Below are 25,237 nucleotides of genomic sequence, written 5' to 3'. Positions count from 1 at the left end.
TTTATACAAAGGATAACATCTTCTTGCAAGATAGAGCAGTTTTTTCAAAAAACCCAGTTATGCAATGTTTTTAACACTTTGAGCATCAATAATTACAAAGCTTGTTTTCTCTTTCCGACCACTGCTTTTTCTGACCTCGCCAACTAATTTTTTTTAAAACTATTTCAAGAATACTCTTAGAATTTTTATGATCTTTTTTATTCCAAAGAGGGAAATAATAATCACATCATTCCCATTTAGGATATTCTATGGGTAACATACGCCACCGGCAACCACTTTTTAAAATGTACAAAACCCGACAAAAAATATCATATAGATTAACTATTCGTGGACGTGTTTTTTTGCGTGTAGACTCAAGTATTAGATGGATTTTGCTAAATTGGTTACGCGAGATATCGCTTGGATAAGAGCGGGTCATAATTACCTCCAAAGGTTTTATGAAAACTATCATTATGCCTTACTGAAAAGATTTTAAACAGGCTCTTAGCATAATTGAACAGGAGATAGTAAGAATTTGGGCGATCGACGGGGCTCGAACCCGCGACATCTGGAACCACAATCCAGTGCTCTAACCAGCTGAGCTACGACCGCCACAATAAGCGAATCATTTTATCTTAAAAGTTTTTTTGCGTCAAATTACTTCGATAAAAATAAGACGGAATGCGCCCTATTAAAGAGTGTAGTGAATACATGTTAACAATAAATAAAAAAATAATTTTTAGTTTAAAATTTAATTTGAATTTATTTTAATAATTAATTACGCTTAATTATAAAAGAGTATTTTTTTAAATACTTAATATAAGTAAAAAATCTATTGTGTTTTAGAACTTATTGTTAAGAGGAAGTCTTTTCAAGTTTGAAGTGCACAGAAGAATTAAAAAAAGAATAGGCAGGCGATGAAAGAATCAGTCTTTTCAAGTTTGAAGTGCACAGAAGAATTAAAAAAAAGAATAGGCAGGCGATGAAAGAATCTCTATTGTGATTTTTAACAATCAAATACAAGGAGAGACCTTGCCTAAAGGCTACCATCACCTAACCTATGACCAAAGATGTCAGATTTATATTAGACTTCTTTCGAAATTCCTCAAAGCAACTCCAAATTGTGAATCCCTGCGATAAGATTAAATCACAAACCAAACCTCTTTCTCCGATTTCTGTATCTATCGCTTATAATCTTAAATCTCTTTAAATTGCCTAAATTCACAATTTGGAGTTGCTTTGAGGAATTTCGAAAGAAGTCTATTTTAAAAGCTAGAGGCGATACATCTAGCTCAATAGCAAGCATTCTAAAAGTTCATCATAGCACTATTAGTAGGGAACTTAAGAGAAATAAAGGGCAACGAGGATACCGTCATCAGCAAGCTCAAGAAAAAGCATTTCTTAGAAAAAATTCTCAGCCCAATAAAAAAATGACTCCTCAAATAGTTACCAGTATTGAAGAAAAAATCAAGTTGCAATGAAGCCCTATACAAATATCCGGATGGCTTAAAAGACATGGTAAAGAACATGTTAGTCATGAGACCATCTATAATCATATCTGGAAAGATAAACGACAGGGAGGACAGCTTTATAGAGAGCTCCGTCATCGAGGGAAAAAATATAACAAGCAGAGAAAGGGAACTTCTGGAAGAGGGAACATCCCTGGTCGTATAGATATTAAGCAACGGCCTTGTATTGTAGAAAAAAAGACTCGTTTAGGAGACTGGGAACTAGATACAGTCATAGGGGCAGGACATAAAGGCGCAATTATATCAATGGTAGAAAGAACTTCCAAGCTAACTAAGCTCGCCAAAGTTTCTCATAAAACCGCAGAGGAAGTAAGTCAAGCGTTAATTGAACAACTTAAACCTATCAAAGATTTTGTACACACATTAACAGCAGACAACGGAAAAGAATTTGCCTATCACCAAATGGTTAGTTTCGAGCTAGAGACAGACTTCTACTTTGCAACGCCCTACCATTCTTGGGAAAGAGGCTTAAATGAGCATACAAACGGACTAGTTAGGCAATATTTTCCTAAAACACAAAGCTTTTTAGATACGACTTCCAAGGATATGGAAAGGGTGGAAACTTATACTAAATAACAGACCTAGAAAGGCTCTCAACTTCGAAACTCCACTAGAAGCGTTTAGGAGATTATCTACAAACATGCTATGCTCGGGTGCACAATAGATGTTTTTTCAAGTATTTATATGTTCTTTTTTGTGCACTTCGAGGTTGAAAGGGCCAAATGAAATACAAAGAAACAGGTGACTTATAGATAGATACATATAGTATTAGTTGTTTATAATTATTAACTTAGAAATATTTCTTGTGTAGAGTAATTTGGGATTATTTATTGAATAAAACCCAAAACTGAGGTTACTAAAGATAAAGAAAGTTCAAAAACCCAAATAAACAATAAAAAAATCTATAAAGAATTACCTGGGAAATATAAAAAATTGATAAAGAAATCTAACCCGAAATTCAGCCTAGATATGCAGTCTACTAAATCAGTTAAATCCATTGAGTCCACTAGAGCTCATTTAAAGAAACGCTCTATCTTCATCAAAGCAGAACCACTTTCTTTAAAAGATAGGATTTGAAGCCTTTTGCAAAGAAGCTTTTTCATGAAAAGCAATCGCTCCAAAAAAAAGCACTGTTAGATATAAACCGAGCATATTGGGAGTTATCACATCTGTGCGTAGACTAAACTGTAGCTTTATGGGAGGATAGGATGTGATATGTAAAATAGCTGTGGAAAAAAGCTCATTGATCTTGAATACAAAAGAACATGCCTTAGGTATAAAATACAAAATAAGGCTAGGAAATAGTAAAATACAAGAAAGAGCTGCACAATAGGGAAAGAAAAGATTGTAAGCAATGCTAAGCAAGGGAAATTGGTGAAACAGATAGAGCAGTAAGGGAACGGTTGCAATGTGAACTGCGATATTTACCGAAAAAGAACTGCGCAAGAGGTGCAAAATACTGTAGGCATATTTATCTATAAGGGGCATCTCCTTGAGTTCTTTTTCGGTGCGTTTGGGTAAAAAATAGCTCAATAGATGTTCTGTTGGTTGGTACAATAAAAGGATAGCTAAAGTACAAAGAAAGGTAAGTTGAAACCCCAGTTCTAAAATGTTCAAAGGCAATGCATATAGCTCAACAATCAATCCTAAACCAATAGTATTGAGTCCAGAAGAGGGATAACCAATTAATTCTCCCATTAAAAGGGTAGCAATTGCAATATACGCTCTTTGAATAGAAGGAGAATCTCCTAGAAAAACATAATAGAAGCTAAGGCATAAAAGAGTCGTCAAAGCAGTTGTCTTGTAAGGAAGTAAACAGTTAAACATACTTTTCAGCAAATAAGCTAATAGTGCAAAATGAAAACCTGAAATGACAAGTAAATGTTGTAGACCTAACTTACCAAACTGCATCGTTAATAATCTCTCATCGATTTGCCCAGTAACCAAAGCACTTAAAAAAACAGCTGTTTTTCGATCCGATACCTGCTTATGGATGTATTTGGAGATTAGCTGTTTAGCCGAGAAGCGCCATTCAATGAGACTTAAAAAAGGAGCTACCCTCTTCCAAGTTTTTTTCTTCGTTGGTTTTAAGACAAAAAGGTGAGAAGATTTTTGCTGTAGATTGCCTTCTATTTCATAAATCGCATTACAAATAGGCCTTTTACCGTAAATGGGCAAGTAAATAGAACAAGGGATATTATGATAGGTTTGTTCTTTCGTTTGAAAATCGATTAATGTTCCCTGATAGAGCAAAGAACGATAAAAAGGAGAAGAGACCATTTTAATCAATTGGGGTTTGAACTTACCTACTCCTGAAATCTTTTCAGAAGCAAGTGTTAATTCAGGATAGCGGAATAAGATAGATACAAAACCAATTAGAATAGCGATAATTGCTAAACAAAAAAGCTTCAGATTTTTAGTTATGGGAAGAATAAGAACTGCTAAAACTACCAGATAATAGGACTGGAAGCTTAAATAACAAGCGCTTCCCATTAAGAGAGAAATCCCTGTAAGAAGCGCAGGGTGTTTTAGCCAAAAGTTATAGTAAGCTTGGCATGTATTTGAAAGCATCTTAGGAAATAACTCTTTTGGATGATATTTTCCAAACCCTTGGCTTTTCTCATAATTTTTTTACAAAGCCAATATAACAATAAAGTCCTATTATCTAGAGCTTATTTTTTACTATTTCCCACGAGATTTTTCTAAAGCCTGATTTTATACAGTTTGTATAAGAAATACTTGTAGAAAAAGCTTTCAGATTTTGGTTGAAAAAGAATAAAGATAGATTAGAAACTAAAAAACAATAGTGCTTCTATTAAGAAGCACTGAGTTGTTTGCTAAAATTAAGAATATTCATATGACTCCAGTAAGGGCGGTAATTTTTCTGAATCCTGCAAGTTTATTGACTGATTCAAAATTTCATGTGAACAGTAGATAGTACCATTTTCGGCGCGTTTTTTCTTAATATTGGGAATGTATTCTAAACATGCTTGTGCCAAATCTGCAGCTTCATAACATGACGAGCAAATTGATTGTGCGCAAGATTGAGCTACATCAAAGCAATCATAAAAAAAATCTCTAAGACTAAACAAACGACAAAGATCTTTATTAAAGAGATTATTAAAAGCATTTTCACAATTAGAAAAATTTCCTCTAACCTGTTTAGATAAATCGAAAATTTCACCTGCGATGATATTACCTTCTGCAGTTTCACAAATAAAATTCCGGTTTTCGTTAAGGCATAAAGATTCAGCATCTTTACCAGCCTCAAAATAACATGCAGTAACCGCAGCTATTGCTGCGATTCCAACGCCAGTAGCACATCCAATTACAATATTCCTTCGTGTTAAGCAAGAATGATTAGATGTTGAAGGTGATAAATCGACGGTTACTGTGTATGAGTTTTGTGGAACTGAGTGAAATTTTACCGCTGATGTCATAAATCTCCTTAGTAAATTATTTTATCATGATTTTTAGACTTATAAGTATGTTTTTATTAAAATATAGTTTAAATAAGAACGTAATGGAACTAAATAAATTGACAGTATGGAAAACCGTTGTTTAAAAAACATCTAGATCTATTCTTTTATTTCATCTATAGAACGGCTGTAGATGAGTCGTACCCCTCTTTTACCAGAAATCAAGGTCATTACCCACTCAATTAGTACGATAAAGCGGTCACGGAACCCAATGAGATAGATAAGGTGAATAAAAGCCCATATAAGCCAGGCGATAAAGCCGGTAAATTGGAGTTTACCAATAAAAGCAATGGCTTTGGCTTTTCCAATAGTAGCCATGCTCCCTTTATCAAAATACTTAAAAGGTTTTCTATTTTTTTTATCTAGGTCGCGGATAATGGTTTTTGCTACATAGCGCCCTTGTTGAATAGCTACAGGTGCAATCCCAGGAAGAAGCTTGTCTTTGTATTCCATATGTGCAGCATCTCCGATGACAAATACTTCTGGCAAGTTAGACAGGGTTAAATCAGGTTCAACAATCACACGACCTGCACGATCTAGGGGAGTATTTAAGCAGTTGAGTAATTTGGATGCTTGATTGCCAGCTGCCCAAATGATGTTTTTTGAAGCGATAAACGTGTCTGCTATTTGAACGCCTGAGTCATCAATATTGGTTACTTTTGTGTTATTAAGTACTCGAACTCCGAGTTTTTCAAGGTCTTTTTTAGCACGTTTGGATAATCTTTCAGGATAACTAGGTAGGATATTAGGGCATGCTTCTATTAAAAAAATCTGTGCTTTCTCTGGATTAATTTTACGAAAGTTTTTAAACATGGTTTTGTAAGCAATTTCAGCAATAGCGCCTGCCATTTCTACTCCAGTAGGTCCTCCTCCAATAATTACAAATGTTAAATAAGGCAAAATGGATCCAAAATCCGCTCTTTCTGCTTTTTCAAAAGAGATTAAGATTTGCTCGCGAATATTTAAAGCATCGGGAATGGTTTTTAAACCAGGAGCGAATGCTTCCCATTGATCATTGCCAAAGTAGCTGTGACGAGCTCCAGTTGCAATGATTAAATAATCATATCCAAACCATGCTTGATTAGAAAGAATCACTTGTTTTTGCGCGGTATTGATATCAGTTACCTCGCCCATAATTACAGAAACATTTTCTTGGTTTCTAAGAATTTCTCTTAGAGGTGTTGCGATTTCTCCCGGCGATAGAGCCGCTGTAGCCACTTCGTATAAAAGAGGTTGAAATAGGTGGTAGTTCATTTTATCGATTAATAAAATATCTACATTAGCTTTTTTTAAAGCTTTAGCGGCATTTAATCCTCCAAAGCCTCCACCAATAATAATTAATCTGCTTTTAGTCATAAAATTACTTTAGTTTTATTATTATGAAATTAATCTTCTTGTTTTTATTTAAATAAGAGGAAAAGTAAAATCTTTGCAAGATTCTTTTATCGAGAGAATATATTTCTTTTTGATTTGCAAGAAAGCCTACTTCTCAATAAAATCACTTTAAAATACAAAAATAAAAATTTTAACACCATATTGCGCTAAAGCTGAAAAATCCGTTAAAGCAGCGATTCGCATTTACCTTAAGTTACTACATGTATTGTGTTCAAGATCTTTTCCAAAAATATGGACCACAGCTTGGATTAAAATTAATTGCAGGAGAACCGGGTTTAAATCGTCAAATTAAAGTACCAGAAGTACATCGTCCAGGCCTTAGCTTATCCGGATATCTAAAGAATTATGCCAGTCAAAGAATCTTAGTGTTTGGTAACGTTGAAGCGCGCTATCTTAGAGATCTCGACAAAAAACTACGATTAAGTAGATTACAAGCAATTCTAACTCCCCAAACCCCCGCTGTTATTTTAGCTGGTCGTTATACGCCTTTAAAAGAACTGGTGCGTATTTGCGCAGAAGTGAAAATTCCTTTGTTTCAAGCTCAAGGTTCCACCATGAGCTTAGTTAGTAAAATGACATTAATACTCAATGAAGAGTTCTCGTTAACCATGAGCTGCCATGGAACTTTAGTAGAAGCTTTTGGAGTAGGCATATTGATACAAGGCGATTCCTCGGTAGGTAAAAGCGAAGCTGCTTTAGGCCTTATTGAAAGAGGGCATCGTTTAATTTCCGATGATGTTGTGCGTATTCGTCTGCGAAAAGGATCTTATCTTCAAGGATCAGGCCCTGAATTAACCCGTCACTTACTTGAAATTCGAGGAATTGGCATTATTAATGTAGCCCACCTATATGGAGCGGTATGTGTAAGAGATGAGAAAACAATCGATCTCATTATAAAGCTAGAAGAGTGGGATGAGCGTAGATTTTATGATCGAGTGGGTTTAGATGAAAAATATTATGATATTCTTGGAATCAAAGTTCCTTTTCACGTGATTCCCGTTAAGCAAGGTCGAGATATTGTTTTGCTGATTGAAACCATTGTTTTGAATCAAAGATTAAAAGAGATGGGGTATCATTCTGCTCGGGAATTCAATGCTAAGTTATTGGAAAGTATTTCTAGAAAACAGAGTAAGAGGGCTAAAATCTGTGAAGGTCATGCGCAAAGTGAGGGTTAAAAATGCAATGGGATTGCATGCTAGACCAGCTACCGGAATTGTTAGATTACTGCAAGGGACAAAGTCTGCTGTTTCTTTTACCTATCGCAAAGAAACAATTAATGCACGGAGTATCATGAGCATTTTGATGTTAGCTGCAACAAAAAACTCTTTGATTACTATCTTGGTGGAAGGAGATGATGCTCAAGAAACTATGGAAAAGCTAGTTAATGGATTTGAGAATCATTTTGGAGAGCAGTAAATGTCCAAAAAACAAGAAGACAAAACCCAAGAAACTCGGATTCAAGGTTATTCGGTTAGCGAAGGAATTGCAATAGGTCATCCCTTTTTTCTAGAAAATATAGACAAACCCATTCCTAATTTCCCTATTACATTAAATGAAGTTGATCAAGAGATCCAACGTTATCACATAGCTTTAAGGTGCAGCAGTGAAGATCTTAAAAAACTTTCCAAATATTTAACCTATAAAGGTTCCAAAGAAGCCGCTACTATTATTGATACGCAAATCCAAATTTTGGGAGATCCCTGTTTAACCACTCAAGTAGAAGAAAAGATTCGGAATATGCTGCAAAATATCGAAGCGGTTTTTCATTCTGTAATTACAGAATATGAGATTCGTTTTTCTTGTATAAAGGATAACCTTTTTCAAGATAGATGGGTTGATATAATGGACTTAGCGAAAAGAGTTCTTAGGCATCTTTGTTTTCAAGAGCAAGCTCCTTGGCTTAATGTTCCGGCTGAGTCTATCATTTTTGCAAAAGATTTAATTCCTTCTCATGCAGCAGTTGCTGATTATCCTCTTGTGATTGCTTTTGTTACAGAAGAAGGAGGAACTAGTTCACACGCAGCACTTATTGCTAGATCGAAAGGAATTCCTTATGTGACTTGTATTAATTTAAATAATCTGCGCTTATGCTTAATCCAATGCGTTATTGTAGATGGATATAGTGGGGAAGTTATTTTAAATCCTAACGATAAAACTTTAGCAGAATATCAGAACCGCAGAAATAATTTACAGAAATGGATTAAGAAAATTCATGTGAATACAGATTCTGTTTTACGAACAAAGGATGGACAATCTGTAGAAGTATTAGCAAATGTAGGTCATCTACATGATGTCGAACAGTTGACAAAGCTTGGATCCAAAGGGATTGGTTTGTTTCGAACAGAATATCTTTTCTTCCAAAACGATCATTTTTCTTTTTCAGAAGAACATCAATATGAGTTTTATTCGAAAATTATTCAGAAAGCCGCCGATATGCCAGTAACTATTCGTGTTTTTGATATTGGAGGAGATAAAATTCCACAGTTTTTACACTCTTTTAACACAGATAATACTGTATCCAAATATCGAGGTATTCGTTTTCTTCTTTTACATAAAGATATTTTCCGTGTGCAATTAAGAGCTATTTTACGAGTAGCATATTATGGAAATGTACGCATTTTATTACCTTTAATCAGCGATCTTATCGAATTAGAAGAATCGCGTATTTTGATAGAACAAGTGTCTCAAGAGCTATCTCAAGAAGGGGCATTATATAAATCAAATCTACCTTTAGGATGTATGATTGAAATCCCATCGGCTGTATTCATTTCTGGTGCTTTAGCAAAAAATTGCGATTTCTTATCTATTGGGACCAATGATCTTATACAATATAGCTTAGGAATAGATCGGAGTGATTATGTAGAAAGCGGTTTTAATTATTCTATTCATCCGAGTATTATCCGCATGATTAAAATGGTTATTTCTGAGGCTATACAAAATAAAAAAGATGTTTCCATTTGTGGAGAGATTGCTTCTAACCCTCTCTTTGTTGCTCTATTAATGGGATTAGGATTGAAAATCTTTTCCTGTTCTCCTCGCTATATTCCAGCTATTAGATATGTAATTAAACAAATTCACCTTAAAGATGCAGCTATTCTAGCACAAACAATATTGGAAATGGATTCATCAGCACAAATTTTTGAGATCTTACAAAATTATCTCAGTTCTATACATATTCCTGCATATTTGAGCAGCAATCTTTATGCAAAAAATAGATCGTGAATATATTAGACCCCTTTCTCCGATTTCTGTACCTATCGATTGGCATCTGATAGGCTTATTTGGCAGGCTTTTGATCTAAAAAAGATGTTTCCATCCTACATTCCTACCCCCTAGCATATATTTTTGGAATTAGCTAAGCCTTTTATGCTATTATGTCTTTTTTGAACAAAGAAGTGCGTTATGGTAGAGGTTTCAGAAGGAGAAATTCAAACGACAGTAATGGACCATCATGGCTTAGTGGCTGCCATTTGTCAGGACTTAAAAATTGCTGAAAGGATTGACAATCGTATGCTATCAGGCCCTCAAAGAAAAGTTAGTCCGGGAATAGCAGCGTTGGCTATGATCATCTATAGATTCCTATCTTAACAAAAGCATTTCCAGCTATATCGCTCAAATAATCATATCTCATGGATTAAAATACTTTAAAATTTTAGACGGTTTGGCGAGCTCATAATAAGTTTGCAGAGTTAGAACTTTCTATAGATGATTCTTTATCTTTTGATAGGCGTGTTATGATACTAGCTTTGCTAATGAATTTCTTCTTTACCAAAGTTTTTACATAAATGGTGCCCCTGTTACAATAAAAGGCTGCTTTATCAAAAAAAGACAGCCGAGAGTTTCTGTTTTTCAATATAATGTTGGATTAATGTCTAAGAGCCTGTTTAAAATCTTCTCATTAAGGTATAATGATAGTTTTCATAAAACCTTTGGAGGTAGTTATGACCCGCTCTTATCCAAGCGATATTTCTCGTAAACAATTTAGCAAAATCCATCTAATACTTGAGTCTACACGCAAAAAAACACGTCCACGAATAGTTGATCTATATGATATTTTTTGTGGAATTTTGTACATTTTAAAAAGTGGTTGCCAATGGCGTATGTTACCCATAGAATATCCTAAATGGGAATTATGTTATTATTATTTCCATCTTTGGAATAAAAAAGATGATAAAAGTTCTAAGAGTATTCTTGAAATAGTTTTAAAAAAAATTGGTTGGCGAGGTCAGAAAAAGCAGTGGTCGGAAAGAGAAAACAAGCTTTGTAATTATTGATGCTCAAAGTGTTAAAAATACTGATACAGCGGAGAAGAAAGGATATGATGCAGGGAAAAAAATATCAGGAATAAAAAGACATATAGCAGTCGATACCCAAGGGCTCCCTCATGCGATTCACATTACCACTGCTAATATCACTGACAGAAATGGGTGTATAGAAGCATTTTCACTACATAAAAACAATTTGTTCTGTGTAAAAAATGTTTTAGCAGATGGAGGATATTCTGGAGAAAAATTTGCAAAGAGTGTCCAGGAGATATTAGGATGTATATTAGAAATAGCTAAAAGAAATACACTTCATACTTTTACAGTTATTCCCAAAAGATGGGTTGTAGAGCATTCTTTTGCGTGGATAGAAAAATGTCGCAGGCTATGGAAAAATTGCGAAAGAAAACTACATACAAGCCTGAATATGTTGGTTCTTGCTTTTATTGCTCTACTTTTGAAAAGATTTTAAACAGGCTCTAAGAAGAAGTTTACTTCTTATCCTATGGGATATAGTGGTTCCGATTCAATCGTATAGAAAAATATTTTGTTTTGTGTTAAGCTATTGAGTATGAAAAAACTGACCCCTAGCCAGAGAGCTGACTTAGAACACAAGTTAAAGCATCCAAAAGACTATTCTGAACGGAATAGGCTTTGTGTAATTTTGGGCTATGATGAGGGTATCTCAACAAAAAATCTTGCTAAAACACTCCGGATAAGTCCTATCACTGTTCAGGAATACCTCAGAGAATATGATTCCGAAAATAAAACTGGAAGTAGCCCTCGAGGCGGTAGCAAATCAAAACTTTCACAAGACCAAACAGAGTCTCTACTAAAACACCTACAGGGAAAAGACCTATCTTAAAGTCAAAGGGATCATAGCTTATGTGCATGAGCAATATGGGATAAAATATTCCCGAAGTGGCATGACAGATTGGCTAATACAGCACGGATTTGCTTATAAACGTCCTAAAAAGATTCCTGGGAAATTAGATCCTGAAAAACAACGAATTTTCATAGAACAATATATGGCTTTAAAGGAGACCTTAAACCCTGATTTTGCCTGATAGGAATGAAGATTTTTACAGAGGAATATAAGACAGTTGATGCCGATGCAATGCTCGATTTTTTCAAGAAGCTAGAAAAACAGACAGAGGCTCGAATTATTCATGTAATTTTGGATAATGCGAGATCAAACAAAAATAAGAAACTAGAAGAGTTTCTGATGTCTTCTAGGATTAAAGTGCACTATCTCCCTCCTTATTCGCCGAATTTGAATCCTATTGAACGCTTGTGGAAGATCTTAAAGGAAAAGACGGTATAAAATCGATATTACGAAACGTCGGTGACTTTTTTTCAGGCAATTAGAGGATTCTTCTTAGAAGAGATACCGAAAATAACAGATGTTTTGAAATGTAGGATTAACGACAAGTTTCAAGTCGTTGACTTAAATCCCATTAAGCTAGCCGTTTGAATCGGCACTACTATAGACCGAAGTCATTAAAAACTCAAAAAAATGATTTTTTCATTTAGCTGGAATGATTGATTTATAAACTCTAACTTTGAGGATTCTTGCCCTGATGTTTCATGTAATCTCCTATTGACCCAATAGGCACATTTTGGGTGATTAGCATTAAAAATAGCAAAAATTACCAACTGGTTCTTTAAAAATTAGAAACCAAAAGGGAGAGAACTTGATTCGCTAGATAACTGTTGATAGGCATTTTCACAAGCTGCTTTGATTAAATCTTGCAATCCTTCAGGGTCATTGGGATCTAAACACTCTGGTTTAATGTTTATTTCTAGAAGCTCTTTTTCTCCATTTAGCACAACTGTAACAAGATTAGCTGAGCTTGTCCCTGTTACTTTTTTGTTTTGTAACTCATGGCGCATTGTTTCGATTTGCTGTTCCATAAGCTTTGCTTGTTTTTTTGCTTTTGAATAACCACTGCCCATATAAATTATGACTCCTTTTTAATTACAGCTTCTAGTTCTACAGCAGCAAATCGCAATAAGGTATCATATCGGCTTTGATGTGCAGAAGGTAAAGATGCGGGTGTAGGTTTTGGTTCTTGAATAGTGGGGGAAGGTAGAGATGTTATGTTTTCTATTGGTTTAATTAATGGATCTAATGGCTCAGAAGAAGAAATAGCTGGTATAGATAATTTAGATTCTAACTGAATAAGGCGTTGCACAAGTGTAGAAGAGTGCATGCGGTATTTAGAACGAATGATATATAACAAGATGGTTTCAACTAAGATTTGTTTTACAGAGATTTTACTAATCATTTGCTGCCAATGAATCAGATAATCTAAAACATCTAAGCACTGTTCTAAAGTATAGTAAGCAGCAGATGCTTTGTAATTGCTGTGCTGGTTTCCAAATAAACAAATAGGAAAACGATCCAACTTATATTGGATTAAATTACGGTAATGCTGGAGGAGTTGGTTAATGAAATAATAAAGGTCTTTACCACTTGAAAAGAGATCATGAGATAGCTCAAAGGCAACTTTAAGATCGTATTCTTCTACTGCCTTATCTAACTTGAAAAAGATAGATTTATTAATTAAAGCAAAGGCAGAGGTAGCATTTTTTACAGTAATGCAAGAGTTGTCAAAACAGATGAGTTGATCAAGTAAAGATTCCGCGTCGCGTAGAGATCCATCAGATAACTCAGAAATCAGGAAAAGAGCTTCTTCTTCACTGGAAATTCCTAAGTTTTCTAAAATTTGTTTGAGTTTTTTGACAATTAATTCAGGAGAAATGCGATTAAGATCAAACCGTTGGCAGCGACTAATAATAGTTGGCAAAACTTTATGCGGCTCTGTAGTAGCAAAGATGAATTTAACAGTAGAAGGAGGTTCTTCAAGAGGTTTAAGAAGGGCATTAAAAGCTTCTTTTGTAAGCATATGTACTTCATCGATAATATATATTTTATATTTACCGTGTGTTGGAGCATAGCCAATTGTCTCATTCATTTGACGGATATCATCAATGCCTCTATGAGATGCTCCATCAATTTCCAATACGTCCAGAGAACAATTGTTTAAGATATCTAAACAAGAATTACACTGGTTACAAGGTTCAGATTCTGCAAGGTTTTGGCAGTTCAGCGCTTTTGCTAAAATCCGTAAGAGAGAGGTTTTCCCAGTACCCCGCAACCCACAAAAAAGATATGCATGGGCTAATCTTGAATTATAGAGAGCATTTTTTAAGGTAGTAACAATTGCATCTTGTCCAAGCACATCTCCAAAAAGCTGCGGTCGATATTTTCTATAAGAAATACTCACTAAATCCTCTAGCTATAAACAATACTTCTATTATCATACAAAAAAAGCATTTAGAAGCCAAAGAGATCGTTTAAAAATTAAGGGAATCTGCAAAAAAATTTTTACCCCTAGAAAAGATAGTTATTAATTGCTAAGAATCTGTTATAATGGAAAAGATAAGTTCAAAGGGAGTTTTCAACGCTTAAACCCCTTATGCAAGAAGCAGAAATTGATGAAAACTCATTAGATTTACGTGGATGGCAAAAATGGTTTAAAGGCCATGAGTTTGTTAAGCGGCTTGTCTTGTTTTCACTCTTGATCATTTCTTTGACTTTTTTTATTAATAACCGAGAAGTTTTAATTGATTTACCAGAAGTTGGAAGTCTAGCTCCTCGCTATATAAGCGCTCAAGTCGCTTTTGATTTTCCAGATCTTGAAGCTACAAGAATGCTAAAACAGGAAGCTGTAAGAGATATTAGCCCCTTCTACCGCATAGATGAAAATCAAATTCGCAGCTATCGCAAAGAATTAGAACTTTCTTTAATTCAAAATCCAAATTGGCGATCTAAATTAAGTAAAAGCACTTTTGAAAATCTTTATACTGTTTTGGATCGATTAGAAGAAATTTTGATTCAGGCGCATTTTACCGATCAACGAACCTTAAATAAAATGCATGGGCTTGATATCCCTACCAAAGGAATTTTTGTTCTTTCTTTAGCTAAAGAAAATATAGAAGAGCAGCAGCTTGTGCCTGAGCGCTTTTGGCAGAAATTAGAAGAGAGGTTAAAGGAACTTCGTCATTTAAATTCAGAGGCAATTGATTTTATCCTTGTACAGTTTTCTAAACAGTTTTGGCTTCTTCAAGAAGATCTTTCTCTAGAGCGCAGCATCAAACATAGTATTCAAGATCGAGTTGTTCCACGCTATACTCATATTGAACCGGGAAGTCAAATTATTAAGGTAGGCGAAAGAGTTTCTCAACGTCACCTAACAATGTTGAAATCTATGAAGCATGCGTTAGCAGAATCTCAAGACCGATGGGCTTTTAAGACATTGTTAAGCAGTTTTTTGATAGCACTATCTTTGCTCATTTCACTAATTGCATTTTTAAATATTTTCTATCATGAAATTTTACAATCAGTACGTAAATTAGCTCTTTTGGTGTTAGTTTCTATTCTGACTTTAATTTTTTCTTCTTTAGTGGAACATTTATTGCTATCTGAAGAAAATCATTTGATTGAAATTGTCCGTATTCCCATTCTAGTGCCTTTTGCCTCTATATTAATATGTATTTTGTTTGAAACCCAACTAGCTTTGATCTTTTCTTTATTTCTTTTATCTTTATTTTCAGCTGTTTTAGCCGTAAATTATGTACCTTTTATCTTAATCAATTTTATTGCGATACTTACCACAGTTTTATTTACGCATAATTTGCATAAGAGAAAGCAAATATTTTCTGTTTTCGGCAAAGTTTGGTTATCTATTCTTCTACCTATAATTGGCTTGAATTTAGATAGAAATGGCTTGTGGGGTTTTAATTTAATTCCAGATGTAATGAGTTGTTTTGTATTTTTATGCGCGATTGCTATTTTTACGGTTGCTCTATTACCCATTTTAGAAACCTTATTTCATATAACAACAGATATGAGTTTAATGGAGTACATGGATCCTAATCATGAGTTGTTACATCGTTTGAGTTTAGAAGCACCGGGAACATATCAGCATTGTTTAGTTGTAGGGCATTTAGCAGAAGCGGGGGCTAGATCTATTGGCGCCAACGGCCTTTTTTGCAGAGTAGCTACTCTCTATCACGATATCGGCAAATTGTTTAATCCTCATTATTTTACAGAAAATCAATTTGGAGGATTTAATATCCACCAACTACTCACCCCCATGGAATCAACGCAGGTAATTATTGCTCACGTGCCAGAAGGGGAAGCATTAGCTCGTAAATACCATCTTCCGCAAGGATTTATCGATATTATTCGAGAGCATCATGGAACAACAATGGTTTACTATTTTTATTGTAAACAAATGGAACAAATGGGTAGTGATGCGAATAAAGTGAATGAAAAGCTTTTTCGTTACCCAGGCCCTAAACCCCATAGTAGAGAATCAGCAATCATTATGATTGCTGATACAATAGAAGCAGCTTCTCGTTCTATGGAAGAACTTACAGAAGAATCCATTACCGATATGATTGATAAGTTAATAGACGAAAAAGCCGAGGATGGGCAATTTAATGAATCTCAATTAACATTCGAAGAATTAGGAAAAGTAAAAAGAGCGATCATTAAGTCTTTAATTGTTACACGTCATCTGCGCATTAAATATCCCTCTAGAAACTAGATTCCAGATTCTTAAAAACATATAATGTCTAAGGAACTTTTAAGCGTTTATTTTCTCTTCCATATGACTCAGAAAAGAAGGACTTTTCTAGGTGGACTTATATTAGACAAATCTATTCTTCTTGAAATAAAAAACGTGGGAGCTGAGGATCTTTTCTTATTAAGAAGGTAGGACGCCAGAGAAGTATTATACTAGTTTAATTTCAAATTAAGGATTACATTCTTGGTATTTTGAAAAAAATCTCTTTACCTTCATATAAGGTATTGTTCTTTGCTTAAAGATTTTTATATGGTTCAAATTCTTAATTTGAAGCCAAACTAGTATACTTGTTCCTTTTTCAGGACTATTAGCTCTTGTAGGGGGATTAAGTATCCTTTTAGGTTATAAAGCGCGTTACGGAGCTTGGTTATTAGTGATCTTTTTAGTTCCTGTTTACTTATATGATGCATAAATTTTGGACGATTTCAAATCTCATGATGCATGACATGCAGCAAGTGATGTTTATGAAAAATGCCGCTTTATTTAGGCGCTGCTTTACTAATTACGCATTTTGGATCAGGACCTTTGAGTTTAAAGAAGTAAGATTTAGGAATTTTTTCTATATCTTTTACTTAAAGATCTTTGCAAAAGAGGCAGTAGAAAGCTCTTAGGAATAAAGTAAGTTAAAAAAATCATCAAGCGATATCTTAGATCGATGATTTTTACTCTTTTTTTTTGGCTTATTTGTTTGATGATCAATCGTACTGCTTTTTCACAAGATAGGGTAAAATAATCTGGTTTTTGAGGGAAGTTCTGAGAGGCTTTTTTACGAAAATCCGTTGCTATTTGTCCAGGACATATGGTAAGTACACGAATATGATAAGCAGATAGCTCTATGTCCAGAGCTTCTGAAAAACGGTAGACAAATGCCTTGCTAGCTGCATATACAGAAAAATTAGGATAGGAAAAAAAAGCAGCGGCTGATGAAATATTTAAGATCAACCCGGGCTTTTTAGCTTTTTTTAACGCTGAAGTAGCTTCTATAGAACACTCCATAACAGCCTGTATATTTACTTGGATCATTTCCTGCAATAGTTTTAAGGGTAGCTTTATAGCAGAGCCATACAAACCAAATCCTGCATTATTAATCACAAGATCTGGGCAGAGCTCTTGAATCAGTGCATAAAGAGAAGTTCTTTGATTTAATTGGCTCAAATCTGCTTGCACAATTCGAATCGGTGTTTGTATTTTTTTAGCGAGAAGCTGTAATTTTTGGATATTTCTACCGACTGCAATTAAAGAGATGTTTCTTTGCGCTAACGCATAACATAAGGCTCTTCCTAGCCCAGATGTAGCTCCAGTGACTAAAGCTAAATCATAATTCATAATATAAACTGGTTAAAATTAGTTAGTAAAGTATGTAAATGAGTTTGACATTGATTAATTCCTTGTTCTAATGAAGAATAAGAATCTAAATGAGTAGATAGATATATTTTTATTTTAGGCTCTGTTCCAGAGGGGCGTATAATTAAGCGACTCTGATCTTTTAATCCAAACACTAATACATTAGAAAGAGGTAGCTCTAGGGCTTCTTCTTGCTTAAGCTCTAAGGTAAAACGTATTCTTTTTTGATAATCTTCTATATAGAGCACGTCTATCGCTGCAATTGTCTTAGGCGGGTTTTGTCTTAATTGTTGCATAATTTTCTCAATTTTTTCCATGCCTTTTTTACCAGGTGCAAAATCTATAGAAAATTGCTTTTCTTGAAAAAGACCATATGTTTGATAAATCTTTTCTAAGCGATCTTGGAGGGTTTGATTCTGTTTTTTTGCATATAGCGCAATTTCTGCGAGTAAACAAGACATGACAATAGCATCTTTATCTCTTGCGTGAGTACCGATTAAGTAGCCGTAAGACTCTTCAGCACCGAATAGAAAATGAGGGCCTTCTTGGGATTGTTCCCATTTATGAATCAGTTCGCCAATATATTTAAATCCAGTAAGAACTTCTCTATAGGCAATTTTATAGCGCTTTGCAATGCTTTTTAAGAGCTGCGTTGAAACAATAGTTGTAACAATTGCTGCTCTAGCTGGCATTTTGTTCTCTGAGTTCAATACTTGGGCAAGATAGTCTGCGCAAATAGCTGCTACTTGGTTCCCATCCAATAGGATAGGTTTATTTTGATGTAAAATCGCAATCCCTATCCGATCTGCATCGGGATCTGTTGCGATCAAAAGATCAGACTTGGTATCTAGCATATATTTCAGACCCATTGTAAATGTTTCTTTATACTCAGGATTTGGAAAAGCTACAGTGGGAAAAGAACCATCAGGTTGGCACTGTTCTTTGACTAGATAGACCTGATCAAAACCCCAATGTGTTAAAGCTTGAGGCACGATAGTGCTACCTGTACCGTATAAGCTTGTATAGGTAATCTTCAAATTCTTACCCATTTGATGGTCTTGCTTGGGAAAGACCTGCAGAGGGGCTATTGCTTGTAAATAGAATTGATCTAGTTGATCTAGTTGATTTGAAGAATTATTAATTTTTTGGATGATTGGATTAGAAAAATCACTTAAATGAATTTGTGAAAGTTGGGATATTTTTTCTACTTCTTGCATGATACCTATATCATGTGGAGATACAACTTGACCGCCATCGCTCCAATAGACTTTATATCCGTTGTATTGAGCGGGATTGTGAGAAGCGGTAATCATAATAGCAGCATCTGCTTGCACAAAACGACAAGCAAATGAAATATAAGGAGTCGGTCTTAATTCATGGATTAAAAAGACTTGAATTTGATTAGCAGCAAGTACTTTTGCGGCTTCTTCTGCAAATTCTTTAGAATGATGTCGACTATCAAAACCAATGACAACTTTTCCTGTTTTTTTTTGTTGATTTACATAATTTGCTAAACCTTGGGTAGCTCTTTGAATAGTATAGATGTTTAGACGGTTGGTCCCTACTCCCATTAATCCTCGCATACCTCCTGTCCCAAAAGAAAGGTCGCAAAAAAAGGCATCGATAAGCTCTTGGGGCTTTTGCATGAGCAAACGCACTTGGTTTTGCGTGTCAGAATCAAAAGGGCTATTTAGCCAAACCTCAGCACGTTTTTGAATATCTGCCGGAATTGCCATATATCACCGCTTTTTTAAGAATCTACTTGTTTTTCTATTTCTCCAAAAGAGATCAAAGGCGCATCAACATGGTTTATTCCTTCACAACGTATGGCCTCTTCTTCCCAATCTTTTTTTGTTTTTAAGTTTTCTAGCCACCAAGGAAATTTGCGGCATTGTTTAGGCCTAGTAGAATAAATCTGACAGTTCTTATCTTTTAGAAAAACACAATCATAACTTAGATAATCCTCTAAAAGCGAGAGTCTCCCTACCACTTTACGGGTGTATTTTTTTATGCATTCTTCAAAACTTATTTGTAAAAATTGTGAGATTTCTTTCACTTCGCTATCACTTACCCATACATATCCAGGAGATCCTGTGCAGCATTTACCGCATCCTGTACAATGAAAACGTAGACCTTCTTTATACCATTTTTCAGACATTATTAACCTTAAAATAAGAGCGGGAAGTAGGTTGCCATTTGCTGTTAATGATTTTAAAGCCCTCAACCCAAAATTCCTTTTCATGTAATTCAATGAGATTCCAAGAGCCCGTTTTTTTTTCTATAATAGATCCGCTATCTAGGATAATAGGTAAATCGCTTTGTCTAAGATCTGCAATACAATGGCGATGGGTATGCCCATGTAGATATAAATTAACCCGAGGAAACTCCTTAATGAGATCGCATAAAGCCTCTGAGCGTTTAAGACCTTTTTCAGGAGCTTCGTTATAAATGAGAGGAAAATGATTTAAAATCAATATACTGTGATCTTTAGGTATTTGTTTTAAAGCTTGTTTTAATCTCTTTTCTAGTTCTATTGAAAAAAAACCATGACACGCAAGAGGAGGCGTAGCTATTGCGGTATCTAAAAAAATAGCAGACCATTTATTTTCTATTTCAACGATTGTTAGACCATCGTCTTTTAAGTTACATGTAGATTCAGAAAAATAAGAGGGGAAAAAACGATAATAGGTTTTATGGGAAAAATCAGCTTTTGTGTATTGGTCGTGATTACCAGGAAGAAGAAATACTAAAAGGCCCTGTTCCTCTAGTCTTTGAAGAAAAGCTTGCGCCATTAAAAATTCTTTTTCATCAGAAGTAGTAGTTAGATCTCCTGTAATCAGTACCTTAGAAACCCCTAACTGTTTAAAAAGCAAAGGGAGCGATTGTATATTTTCAAAACAAAATTGGGAGCGTCTGCGTAGATAGAAGTTAACATTTCCTATCCATCTCTTAGAAAAAAATTGATGGATTTTCCAAGACGGTTTTGCAAAATGTAGATCTGAAATATGAGCGCAGCGAACCATTGTGATCATCCTAAAATACTTTGGTCATTAGATTAACCGATCTGAGAATTCTTCTCTATAAATATACAAACGAGCAAAAGGCTTGTCGCACAATGTTCTTTATGCAAAAGTGTAAGAACCTCAGTTTTGGGTTTTAGTCAATAAATAATCCCCAATTACTCTATACAAGAAATATTTCTAAGATCCTGTTTAAAATCTTTTCAAAAGTAGAGCGATAAAAGCGAGAACCACCATATTCAGGCTTGTATGTAGTTTTCTTTCGCAATTTTTCTATAGCCTGCGACATTTTTCTATCCACGCAAAAGAACGCTCTACAACCCATTTTCTAGGAATAACTGTAAAAGTATGAAGTGTATTTCTCAAGAAGGGGTTGTAGAGCGTTCTTTTGCGTGGATAGAAAAATGTTTATACATTCAAACTCTTAATTTGAATGCAAACGAGTATAGTTACATCTAAAGACTCAGTAGCAAGATCTTCAACAATAGGATGGATGCCAAAATGAGGGCCATAGCATTTCTGAAAGACCTAGTGAGTATGCATATATCTGTTAAGTCAATGTATAGTTATTTAAAATATTATTGATAAAGTTGTATATTTTTCTCCAACAAAATATATGGAGGTAGAGAAATGCCTAAACCTTATTCAATGGATCTAAGAAAACGAGTGCTTCAATACCTAGAAGAAAATAACGACAAAATGAAGGCCAGCCAGCTATTTCAAGTTGGGATTGCAACTGTCTACCGATGGGTAAAGCGTAAGAAACAAAGAGGAAACGTAGAACCTCTAAAAAAGAAAAGCACTTATAAGAAAATTGATGATCAGAGATTAATCGCTTATGTAGAAAAAAACCCCGATCATTTTTTATCAGAGATTGCAAAGCATTTTGGTTTGACTTTGCAAGCAATCTTTTACGCTTTGAAAAGACTCAAGATCACAAGAAAAAAAAGATTGCGTTTTATAAGGAAAGGAATGCGGAAGCAAGAGCGGAATATCTAAAAAAGATAGAAGCAATTTCTCCTGAAAAAAGGGTCTATTTGGATCAGAGCGGAATCAGTCAATATGTGCATAGGCAATATGCGAGGAGCGCGAGGGGAAAACAAATATTTGGAGGAATTTCAGGAAAACGATTTGGTAGACAGAGTGTAATTTCGGCACTACAAGGGAAGAAATTGCTGGCACCGATGTGTTTTGAAGGAACTTGCAATACGGATCTATTTAATGTATGGCTAAAACAGGAATTGATTCCAAATTTGACTCATGGCCAAGTTTTGATTCTCGATAACGCGAGCTTTCATAAATCAAAGACAACTAGAACATTGATAGAGGAAAGTGGATACGAAATGCTCTTTCTCCCGCCTTATTCACCGGACTTAAATCCTATCGAAAAATATTGGGCCAATATGAAAACGAAAATCCGAGAACTTTTACCTACTGTAGCTAATTTATCCGAAGCCTTAGATCAAGCTGTTTTATCAATGTCGATTTAAATAACTATAACTTCTTACTAGCGTAGGCAAACTCTTACATTTGGCATTAATAAAAAAAGCCCTAGAGGCAAGACAAAAACGTCCTTATTTTTTTCTAGGTCCATTGCGGCTCAAAATCTTCTGCTGGGCAAGATTTTGTTTGATGGTTGTTTTTATCCAGCGAACACCTTCAATGTGAGTGTGAGCTGGTTGAGCATCGGTTGTTGTAATGCCTATTCCCGGCGTAGTGCGTTTAGAATTTTTAGTATTGTGTCTAGCTTTTTTAATTTTCATATGTCTTGTAAAAGAATCCATTAACTCTTTTCTTTTTTGCATGATTTTTTTAGGAATTTTTACAGGAGGATTCTCTTGAATGACGGGGTTTTTTTGAGCAGAATGAATTTCTTTTCTTTGTTTTTTGCGATTTTTTAAAGAGAGTTGATCTTTCATAGATTAGCCTTGAATGGATATATTGCTCTTAAATGCTCATTCTATTTTTTAATTTATTTATTTTCAATTTATAACCAGTATTTTTGTGTAAAATCAGCCTAGGTCTAAAGAAACCTAGGCTAAATAAAAGCTTTTTATTCTTTTTCAGGAGCATTACCAATCAAAACCTCTGAGAAAAGAATAAGAATAGCTGTTGATACAGCACATTGTAGAGCAGACCTTAAAACCTTCAATGGGTCTATAATGCCGCTTTTTAGAAGATCCTCTACTTTTCCTGTTAGGGCATTTAATCCAAATTGCGACTCTTTGCTCAGAATCTCATTAAAAATAACAGCGCTGTCTAGACCGTTATTAGCAATGATTTGCTTAAGAGGAGCTTCGCAAGCTTGGATCAAAATTTGCGCTCCCCTATTTTCTTCATCGCTTAGATGCACGTTTATGTTGCGGCTAGCTCTTAAAAGCCCGATTCCTGCTCCAATTACAATTCCTTCATCAATTGCAGCTCTTGTGGAATTGAGACTGTCTTTAAATATTTGTTGTTTTTGTTTGGCTTCTGCCTCAATAGCACCTCCTACGCGAATGACCGCTGCTCCGCTTATCAATTTAGCTTTGCGATCTTCTAACTTTTCTTTGTTGTAAGAGGAGGTAGTTTCTGTAATTTCTAACTCAATCTGCTTAATGCGTACTTTTACTTCTTCATTTTTGCTCTCATCTGTAATGATAATTGTTTTATCTTTGCTCACAATCACTTTTTCTGCATAGCCTAGATCCTCAAAAGTAGCATCTTTTAAAGACAAACCGGTCTCTTTTGAGATAAACTTAGCGCCTGTTAATATAGCAATATCTTTGAGCATTTCCTGACGGTTATCTCCAAAACCAGGGGCTTTTACTGCACTTACTTTAAGTATTCCCTTTAATTTATTAATCACTAGCGTGGAAAGAGCATCTGCTTCTACCTCTTCTGCAATAATCAATAATTCAGAAGAGGAAGTGGCAATGGATTGTAAAATAGGCAGTAATTCTTGAGCAGATGAGATCTTTTTATCTGTGACTAAAATGCGAGGGTTATGTAGTTCTACACATAGTGCATCTTCTTTTGTGCAGAAAGAGGAACTGATATAGCCACGGTCAAATTGCATCCCTTTAGCTATTTCAACCGTTGTGTGGATTCCTTTGCTCTCTTCTATAGTAATAACACCATTTTTCCCTACTCGTTCAATAGCTTCAGCAATAAAGGTTCCAATGGTTTGATCGCCTGAAGCAGAAGCTGTTGCTATATTTTGTATTTCTTTTTGGGTTTCAATGGTAATAGCATTTGTCTTCAAATCATGTAAAATGGCGTCAAGTGCTTTTTCTATTCCTCGTTTTAAATGAACAGGGTTTGATCCTGATGTGATTTGTTTAGCGGCATTTTTTGCAATTGCGCGTAGTAAAATCAAACAGGTAGTGATTCCATCTCCACACAGCTCTTTCATTTTTGCAGCACTCTCTTTACCTAAAGCAATTCCCATATTTGTATATTGATCTTTTAGCTCGATTTCTTTAGCCACATTATTTCCATGATTGGTAATACTAGGAGCTCCCCAAGAGGATTCTATAGCTACATTGCTGCCTTTAGGACCTAATGTATTACAAACAGCGTCTACAAGTTGATCTATTCCTTCGAGTAATTTATTTCTGGCTTCTTCTTCGAAAATCAGTTCCTTAAGTGTTGACATAACTATCTCCTAGTTAAAAGTGGTTGTCATACAGAGTGACATAATAGTGATTATTTCTGATAGAAGAAGTATAAAAAGAGAAAGCTTATTTTGCAATTAGTTGTCTTCAAAGTCAAGATCTTCTTTATAAATTTTTCTTTTAGGGAGTTGATGCAGTTTGGCGACTATTTTAACGGCTTCAGAGCGGCTAAGATGTAGTTCTTCTTGTAGTATGTTAATATGCGAAATGACATTGCCTGTTAGACAGCCCTCTTGTGTATTTTCTGAAATTAATAAGACGATTTCTCCACGAGGGGTATGTGTTTGAAAATGATCGAGTAAGACACTAGCTTCTCCAAACAAACTCTCCTCATGTAGTTTGGTTGCTTCTCTTACAATACAAAGAAACCTTGTATTATCTAGTTTTTGTAAATGAGACAGGGTTTTTTGTATTTGATGAGGAGTCTCATAGAAGATACTAGTTCCTTTATACTCTAATGCTATCTTAAGGATTAGAGCCCTTTCTTTTTCTTTTTTAGGAACAAACCCTAGAAATTGAAAAACAGTAGATGAAAAGCCAGACAATCCAAGGGCAACAATTAGAGCACAAGCTCCTGGGATCACTGTCATAGGAATTTTTTTCTGGCGACATGCAGAGATAAGTGGTAGACCAGGATCTGAAACTGTAGGAGTTCCCGCATCGGAAATAAGTGCTACATTTTTTCCATTTGCTAAATCTTCTAAAATGCTATCGAGTCTCATTCTTTCATTAAAGCGATGAAAGCTTTTTAGGGGATTTTTAATCGAGTAATGATTTAAGAGGATTTGGCTATGACGGGTATCTTCACATAAGATATAATCACATTCTTTAAGTACATCAAGTGCACGAAAGGAAAAATCTTTTAAATTGCCAATAGGGGTTGAAACTACATATAACATGGATTTTTAGTAAAAAT

Annotated in this window: 27 protein-coding genes, 1 tRNA gene and 2 pseudogenes; 15 read left to right on the top strand and 15 right to left on the bottom strand. The window is 34.9% G+C overall.

From position 1 onward, the window contains the following. Positions 1-226: 226 nt before the first annotated feature. Positions 227-451, bottom strand: coding sequence for a transposase (locus RHABOEDO_RS08155; RefSeq protein WP_215217450.1), 225 nt, complete (start codon positions 449-451; stop codon positions 227-229). A gap of 66 nt (positions 452-517) precedes the next feature. After that, a tRNA-His gene (locus tag RHABOEDO_RS08150) sits at positions 518-591 on the bottom strand. A 387-nt stretch (positions 592-978) separates the two neighbouring features. On the opposite strand from RHABOEDO_RS08150, the gene RHABOEDO_RS08145 reads away from it, so the two are divergent. Both RHABOEDO_RS08145 and RHABOEDO_RS11830 read left to right on the top strand, forming a co-directional pair. After that, positions 979-1,119, top strand: coding sequence for a hypothetical protein (locus RHABOEDO_RS08145; RefSeq protein WP_215217449.1), 141 nt, complete (start codon positions 979-981; stop codon positions 1,117-1,119). 86 nt (positions 1,120-1,205) lie between these two features. Then, positions 1,206-2,172 (top strand): annotated as a pseudogene (locus RHABOEDO_RS11830) (IS30 family transposase). Positions 2,173-2,567: 395 nt separating this feature from the next. On the opposite strand, the gene RHABOEDO_RS08130 reads toward RHABOEDO_RS11830, so the two are convergent. From RHABOEDO_RS08130 to RHABOEDO_RS08120, 3 genes are all read right to left on the bottom strand, one after another. Then, positions 2,568-4,079, bottom strand: a complete 1,512-nt coding sequence (locus RHABOEDO_RS08130) for a ComEC/Rec2 family competence protein (RefSeq protein ID WP_215217292.1) — start codon at positions 4,077-4,079, stop codon at positions 2,568-2,570. Between the two features lie 272 nt (positions 4,080-4,351). Next, positions 4,352-4,948, bottom strand: coding sequence for a hypothetical protein (locus RHABOEDO_RS08125; RefSeq protein ID WP_215217293.1), 597 nt, complete (start codon positions 4,946-4,948; stop codon positions 4,352-4,354). A 138-nt stretch (positions 4,949-5,086) separates the two neighbouring features. After that, complete coding sequence (locus tag RHABOEDO_RS08120; RefSeq protein ID WP_215217294.1) at positions 5,087-6,343, bottom strand: NAD(P)/FAD-dependent oxidoreductase; 1,257 nt, start codon at positions 6,341-6,343, stop codon at positions 5,087-5,089. Positions 6,344-6,582: 239 nt separating this feature from the next. Here RHABOEDO_RS08120 and hprK point away from each other — a divergent pair, with 239 nt between their 5' ends. From hprK to RHABOEDO_RS11175, 9 genes are all read left to right on the top strand, one after another. Next, the gene (gene hprK / locus RHABOEDO_RS08115; RefSeq protein ID WP_215217295.1) at positions 6,583-7,557 is read left to right on the top strand and encodes an HPr(Ser) kinase/phosphatase; all 975 of its coding nucleotides are present in this window, start codon (positions 6,583-6,585) and stop codon (positions 7,555-7,557) included. Next, positions 7,538-7,798, top strand: a complete 261-nt coding sequence (locus RHABOEDO_RS08110) for an HPr family phosphocarrier protein (RefSeq protein WP_245397607.1) — start codon at positions 7,538-7,540, stop codon at positions 7,796-7,798. Before hprK ends, RHABOEDO_RS08110 begins: the two co-directional genes overlap by 20 nt. Further along, complete coding sequence (gene ptsP, locus RHABOEDO_RS08105; protein ID WP_215217297.1) at positions 7,799-9,604, top strand: phosphoenolpyruvate--protein phosphotransferase; 1,806 nt, start codon at positions 7,799-7,801, stop codon at positions 9,602-9,604. Positions 9,605-9,784: 180 nt separating this feature from the next. After that, on the top strand, positions 9,785-9,970 hold the full coding sequence (locus tag RHABOEDO_RS08100) for a DUF4277 domain-containing protein (RefSeq protein WP_215217298.1): 186 nt from the start codon (positions 9,785-9,787) through the stop codon (positions 9,968-9,970). A 353-nt stretch (positions 9,971-10,323) separates the two neighbouring features. Next, positions 10,324-11,116, top strand: a protein-coding gene (locus RHABOEDO_RS08095) for an IS5 family transposase (protein ID WP_434062186.1) whose coding sequence is annotated in 2 segments (ribosomal slippage) — positions 10,324-10,587 and positions 10,589-11,116 — 792 coding nt in all. Because the reading frame shifts where the segments join, the coding sequence is not laid out codon by codon here. Between the two features lie 99 nt (positions 11,117-11,215). Continuing rightward, the gene (locus RHABOEDO_RS08090; protein WP_220017529.1) at positions 11,216-11,509 is read left to right on the top strand and encodes a helix-turn-helix domain-containing protein; all 294 of its coding nucleotides are present in this window, start codon (positions 11,216-11,218) and stop codon (positions 11,507-11,509) included. Positions 11,510-11,531: 22 nt separating this feature from the next. Then, positions 11,532-11,711 (top strand): helix-turn-helix domain-containing protein, encoded by a 180-nt coding sequence (locus tag RHABOEDO_RS08085; RefSeq protein ID WP_215217004.1) that lies wholly within the window; start codon positions 11,532-11,534, stop codon positions 11,709-11,711. 5 nt (positions 11,712-11,716) lie between these two features. After that, entirely contained in the window at positions 11,717-11,968 is a 252-nt protein-coding gene (locus RHABOEDO_RS08080) for a transposase (protein WP_220017528.1), read from the top strand. A gap of 21 nt (positions 11,969-11,989) precedes the next feature. Continuing rightward, complete coding sequence (locus tag RHABOEDO_RS11175) at positions 11,990-12,118, top strand: hypothetical protein (protein ID WP_256439906.1); 129 nt, start codon at positions 11,990-11,992, stop codon at positions 12,116-12,118. A 197-nt stretch (positions 12,119-12,315) separates the two neighbouring features. On the opposite strand, the gene RHABOEDO_RS08075 is transcribed toward RHABOEDO_RS11175, so the two are convergent. Next, positions 12,316-12,600 (bottom strand): YbaB/EbfC family nucleoid-associated protein, encoded by a 285-nt coding sequence (locus RHABOEDO_RS08075; RefSeq protein WP_215217002.1) that lies wholly within the window; start codon positions 12,598-12,600, stop codon positions 12,316-12,318. 5 nt (positions 12,601-12,605) lie between these two features. Next, on the bottom strand, positions 12,606-13,934 hold the full coding sequence (gene dnaX, locus RHABOEDO_RS08070; RefSeq protein WP_215217001.1) for a DNA polymerase III subunit gamma/tau: 1,329 nt from the start codon (positions 13,932-13,934) through the stop codon (positions 12,606-12,608). Positions 13,935-14,126: 192 nt separating this feature from the next. Between dnaX and RHABOEDO_RS08065 the strand changes: the two genes are divergently transcribed. Further along, positions 14,127-16,262, top strand: a complete 2,136-nt coding sequence (locus RHABOEDO_RS08065; RefSeq protein WP_215217000.1) for an HD family phosphohydrolase — start codon at positions 14,127-14,129, stop codon at positions 16,260-16,262. Between the two features lie 322 nt (positions 16,263-16,584). Beyond that, positions 16,585-16,713, top strand: a complete 129-nt coding sequence (locus RHABOEDO_RS11565; protein ID WP_215217007.1) for a hypothetical protein — start codon at positions 16,585-16,587, stop codon at positions 16,711-16,713. A gap of 134 nt (positions 16,714-16,847) precedes the next feature. Here the strand turns inward: RHABOEDO_RS11565 and RHABOEDO_RS08060 are convergent, their stop codons facing one another. The 5 genes and pseudogenes from RHABOEDO_RS08060 to RHABOEDO_RS08040 all read right to left on the bottom strand — a co-directional run. Beyond that, positions 16,848-17,627, bottom strand: a complete 780-nt coding sequence (locus tag RHABOEDO_RS08060; RefSeq protein WP_215216999.1) for an SDR family NAD(P)-dependent oxidoreductase — start codon at positions 17,625-17,627, stop codon at positions 16,848-16,850. Continuing rightward, the gene (locus RHABOEDO_RS08055) at positions 17,624-19,381 is read right to left on the bottom strand and encodes a phospho-sugar mutase (RefSeq protein ID WP_215216998.1); all 1,758 of its coding nucleotides are present in this window, start codon (positions 19,379-19,381) and stop codon (positions 17,624-17,626) included. Before RHABOEDO_RS08055 ends, RHABOEDO_RS08060 begins: the two co-directional genes overlap by 4 nt. 14 nt (positions 19,382-19,395) lie before the next feature. Further along, on the bottom strand, positions 19,396-19,803 hold the full coding sequence (locus RHABOEDO_RS08050) for a YkgJ family cysteine cluster protein (protein WP_215216997.1): 408 nt from the start codon (positions 19,801-19,803) through the stop codon (positions 19,396-19,398). Then, positions 19,796-20,668, bottom strand: coding sequence for a metallophosphoesterase family protein (locus tag RHABOEDO_RS08045; RefSeq protein ID WP_245397606.1), 873 nt, complete (start codon positions 20,666-20,668; stop codon positions 19,796-19,798). Before RHABOEDO_RS08045 ends, RHABOEDO_RS08050 begins: the two co-directional genes overlap by 8 nt. 189 nt (positions 20,669-20,857) lie before the next feature. Next, a pseudogene (locus tag RHABOEDO_RS08040) lies at positions 20,858-21,028 on the bottom strand (transposase); the annotation flags it as partial. Between the two features lie 267 nt (positions 21,029-21,295). Here RHABOEDO_RS08040 and RHABOEDO_RS08035 point away from each other — a divergent pair. Beyond that, entirely contained in the window at positions 21,296-21,664 is a 369-nt protein-coding gene (locus RHABOEDO_RS08035) for an IS630 transposase-related protein (protein ID WP_215216866.1), read from the top strand. After that, positions 21,616-22,155 (top strand): IS630 family transposase, encoded by a 540-nt coding sequence (locus RHABOEDO_RS08030; protein ID WP_320412789.1) that lies wholly within the window; start codon positions 21,616-21,618, stop codon positions 22,153-22,155. The genes RHABOEDO_RS08035 and RHABOEDO_RS08030 overlap by 49 nt, the downstream gene beginning before the upstream one ends. Positions 22,156-22,239: 84 nt before the next feature. On the opposite strand, the gene RHABOEDO_RS08025 is transcribed toward RHABOEDO_RS08030, so the two are convergent. The 3 genes from RHABOEDO_RS08025 to rsmI all read right to left on the bottom strand — a co-directional run bounded on the left by RHABOEDO_RS08025 (position 22,240) and on the right by rsmI (position 25,220). Continuing rightward, entirely contained in the window at positions 22,240-22,584 is a 345-nt protein-coding gene (locus RHABOEDO_RS08025) for a hypothetical protein (RefSeq protein ID WP_215217443.1), read from the bottom strand. 134 nt (positions 22,585-22,718) lie between these two features. Next, a complete protein-coding gene (gene groL, locus RHABOEDO_RS08020; protein WP_215217444.1) occupies positions 22,719-24,302 on the bottom strand; it encodes a chaperonin GroEL in 1,584 nt (527 codons plus the stop codon). A 96-nt stretch (positions 24,303-24,398) separates the two neighbouring features. After that, positions 24,399-25,220: a 16S rRNA (cytidine(1402)-2'-O)-methyltransferase gene (gene rsmI, locus RHABOEDO_RS08015; RefSeq protein WP_215217445.1), complete on the bottom strand. Its 822-nt coding sequence runs from the start codon at positions 25,218-25,220 to the stop codon at positions 24,399-24,401. Positions 25,221-25,237: the final 17 nt, after the last annotated feature.

Origin of the sequence: Candidatus Rhabdochlamydia oedothoracis, assembly GCF_019453995.1 — a bacterium.
Classification (GTDB): domain Bacteria; phylum Chlamydiota; class Chlamydiia; order Chlamydiales; family Rhabdochlamydiaceae; genus Rhabdochlamydia; species Rhabdochlamydia oedothoracis.
This window is presented reverse-complemented; position numbering and strand designations above follow the sequence as displayed.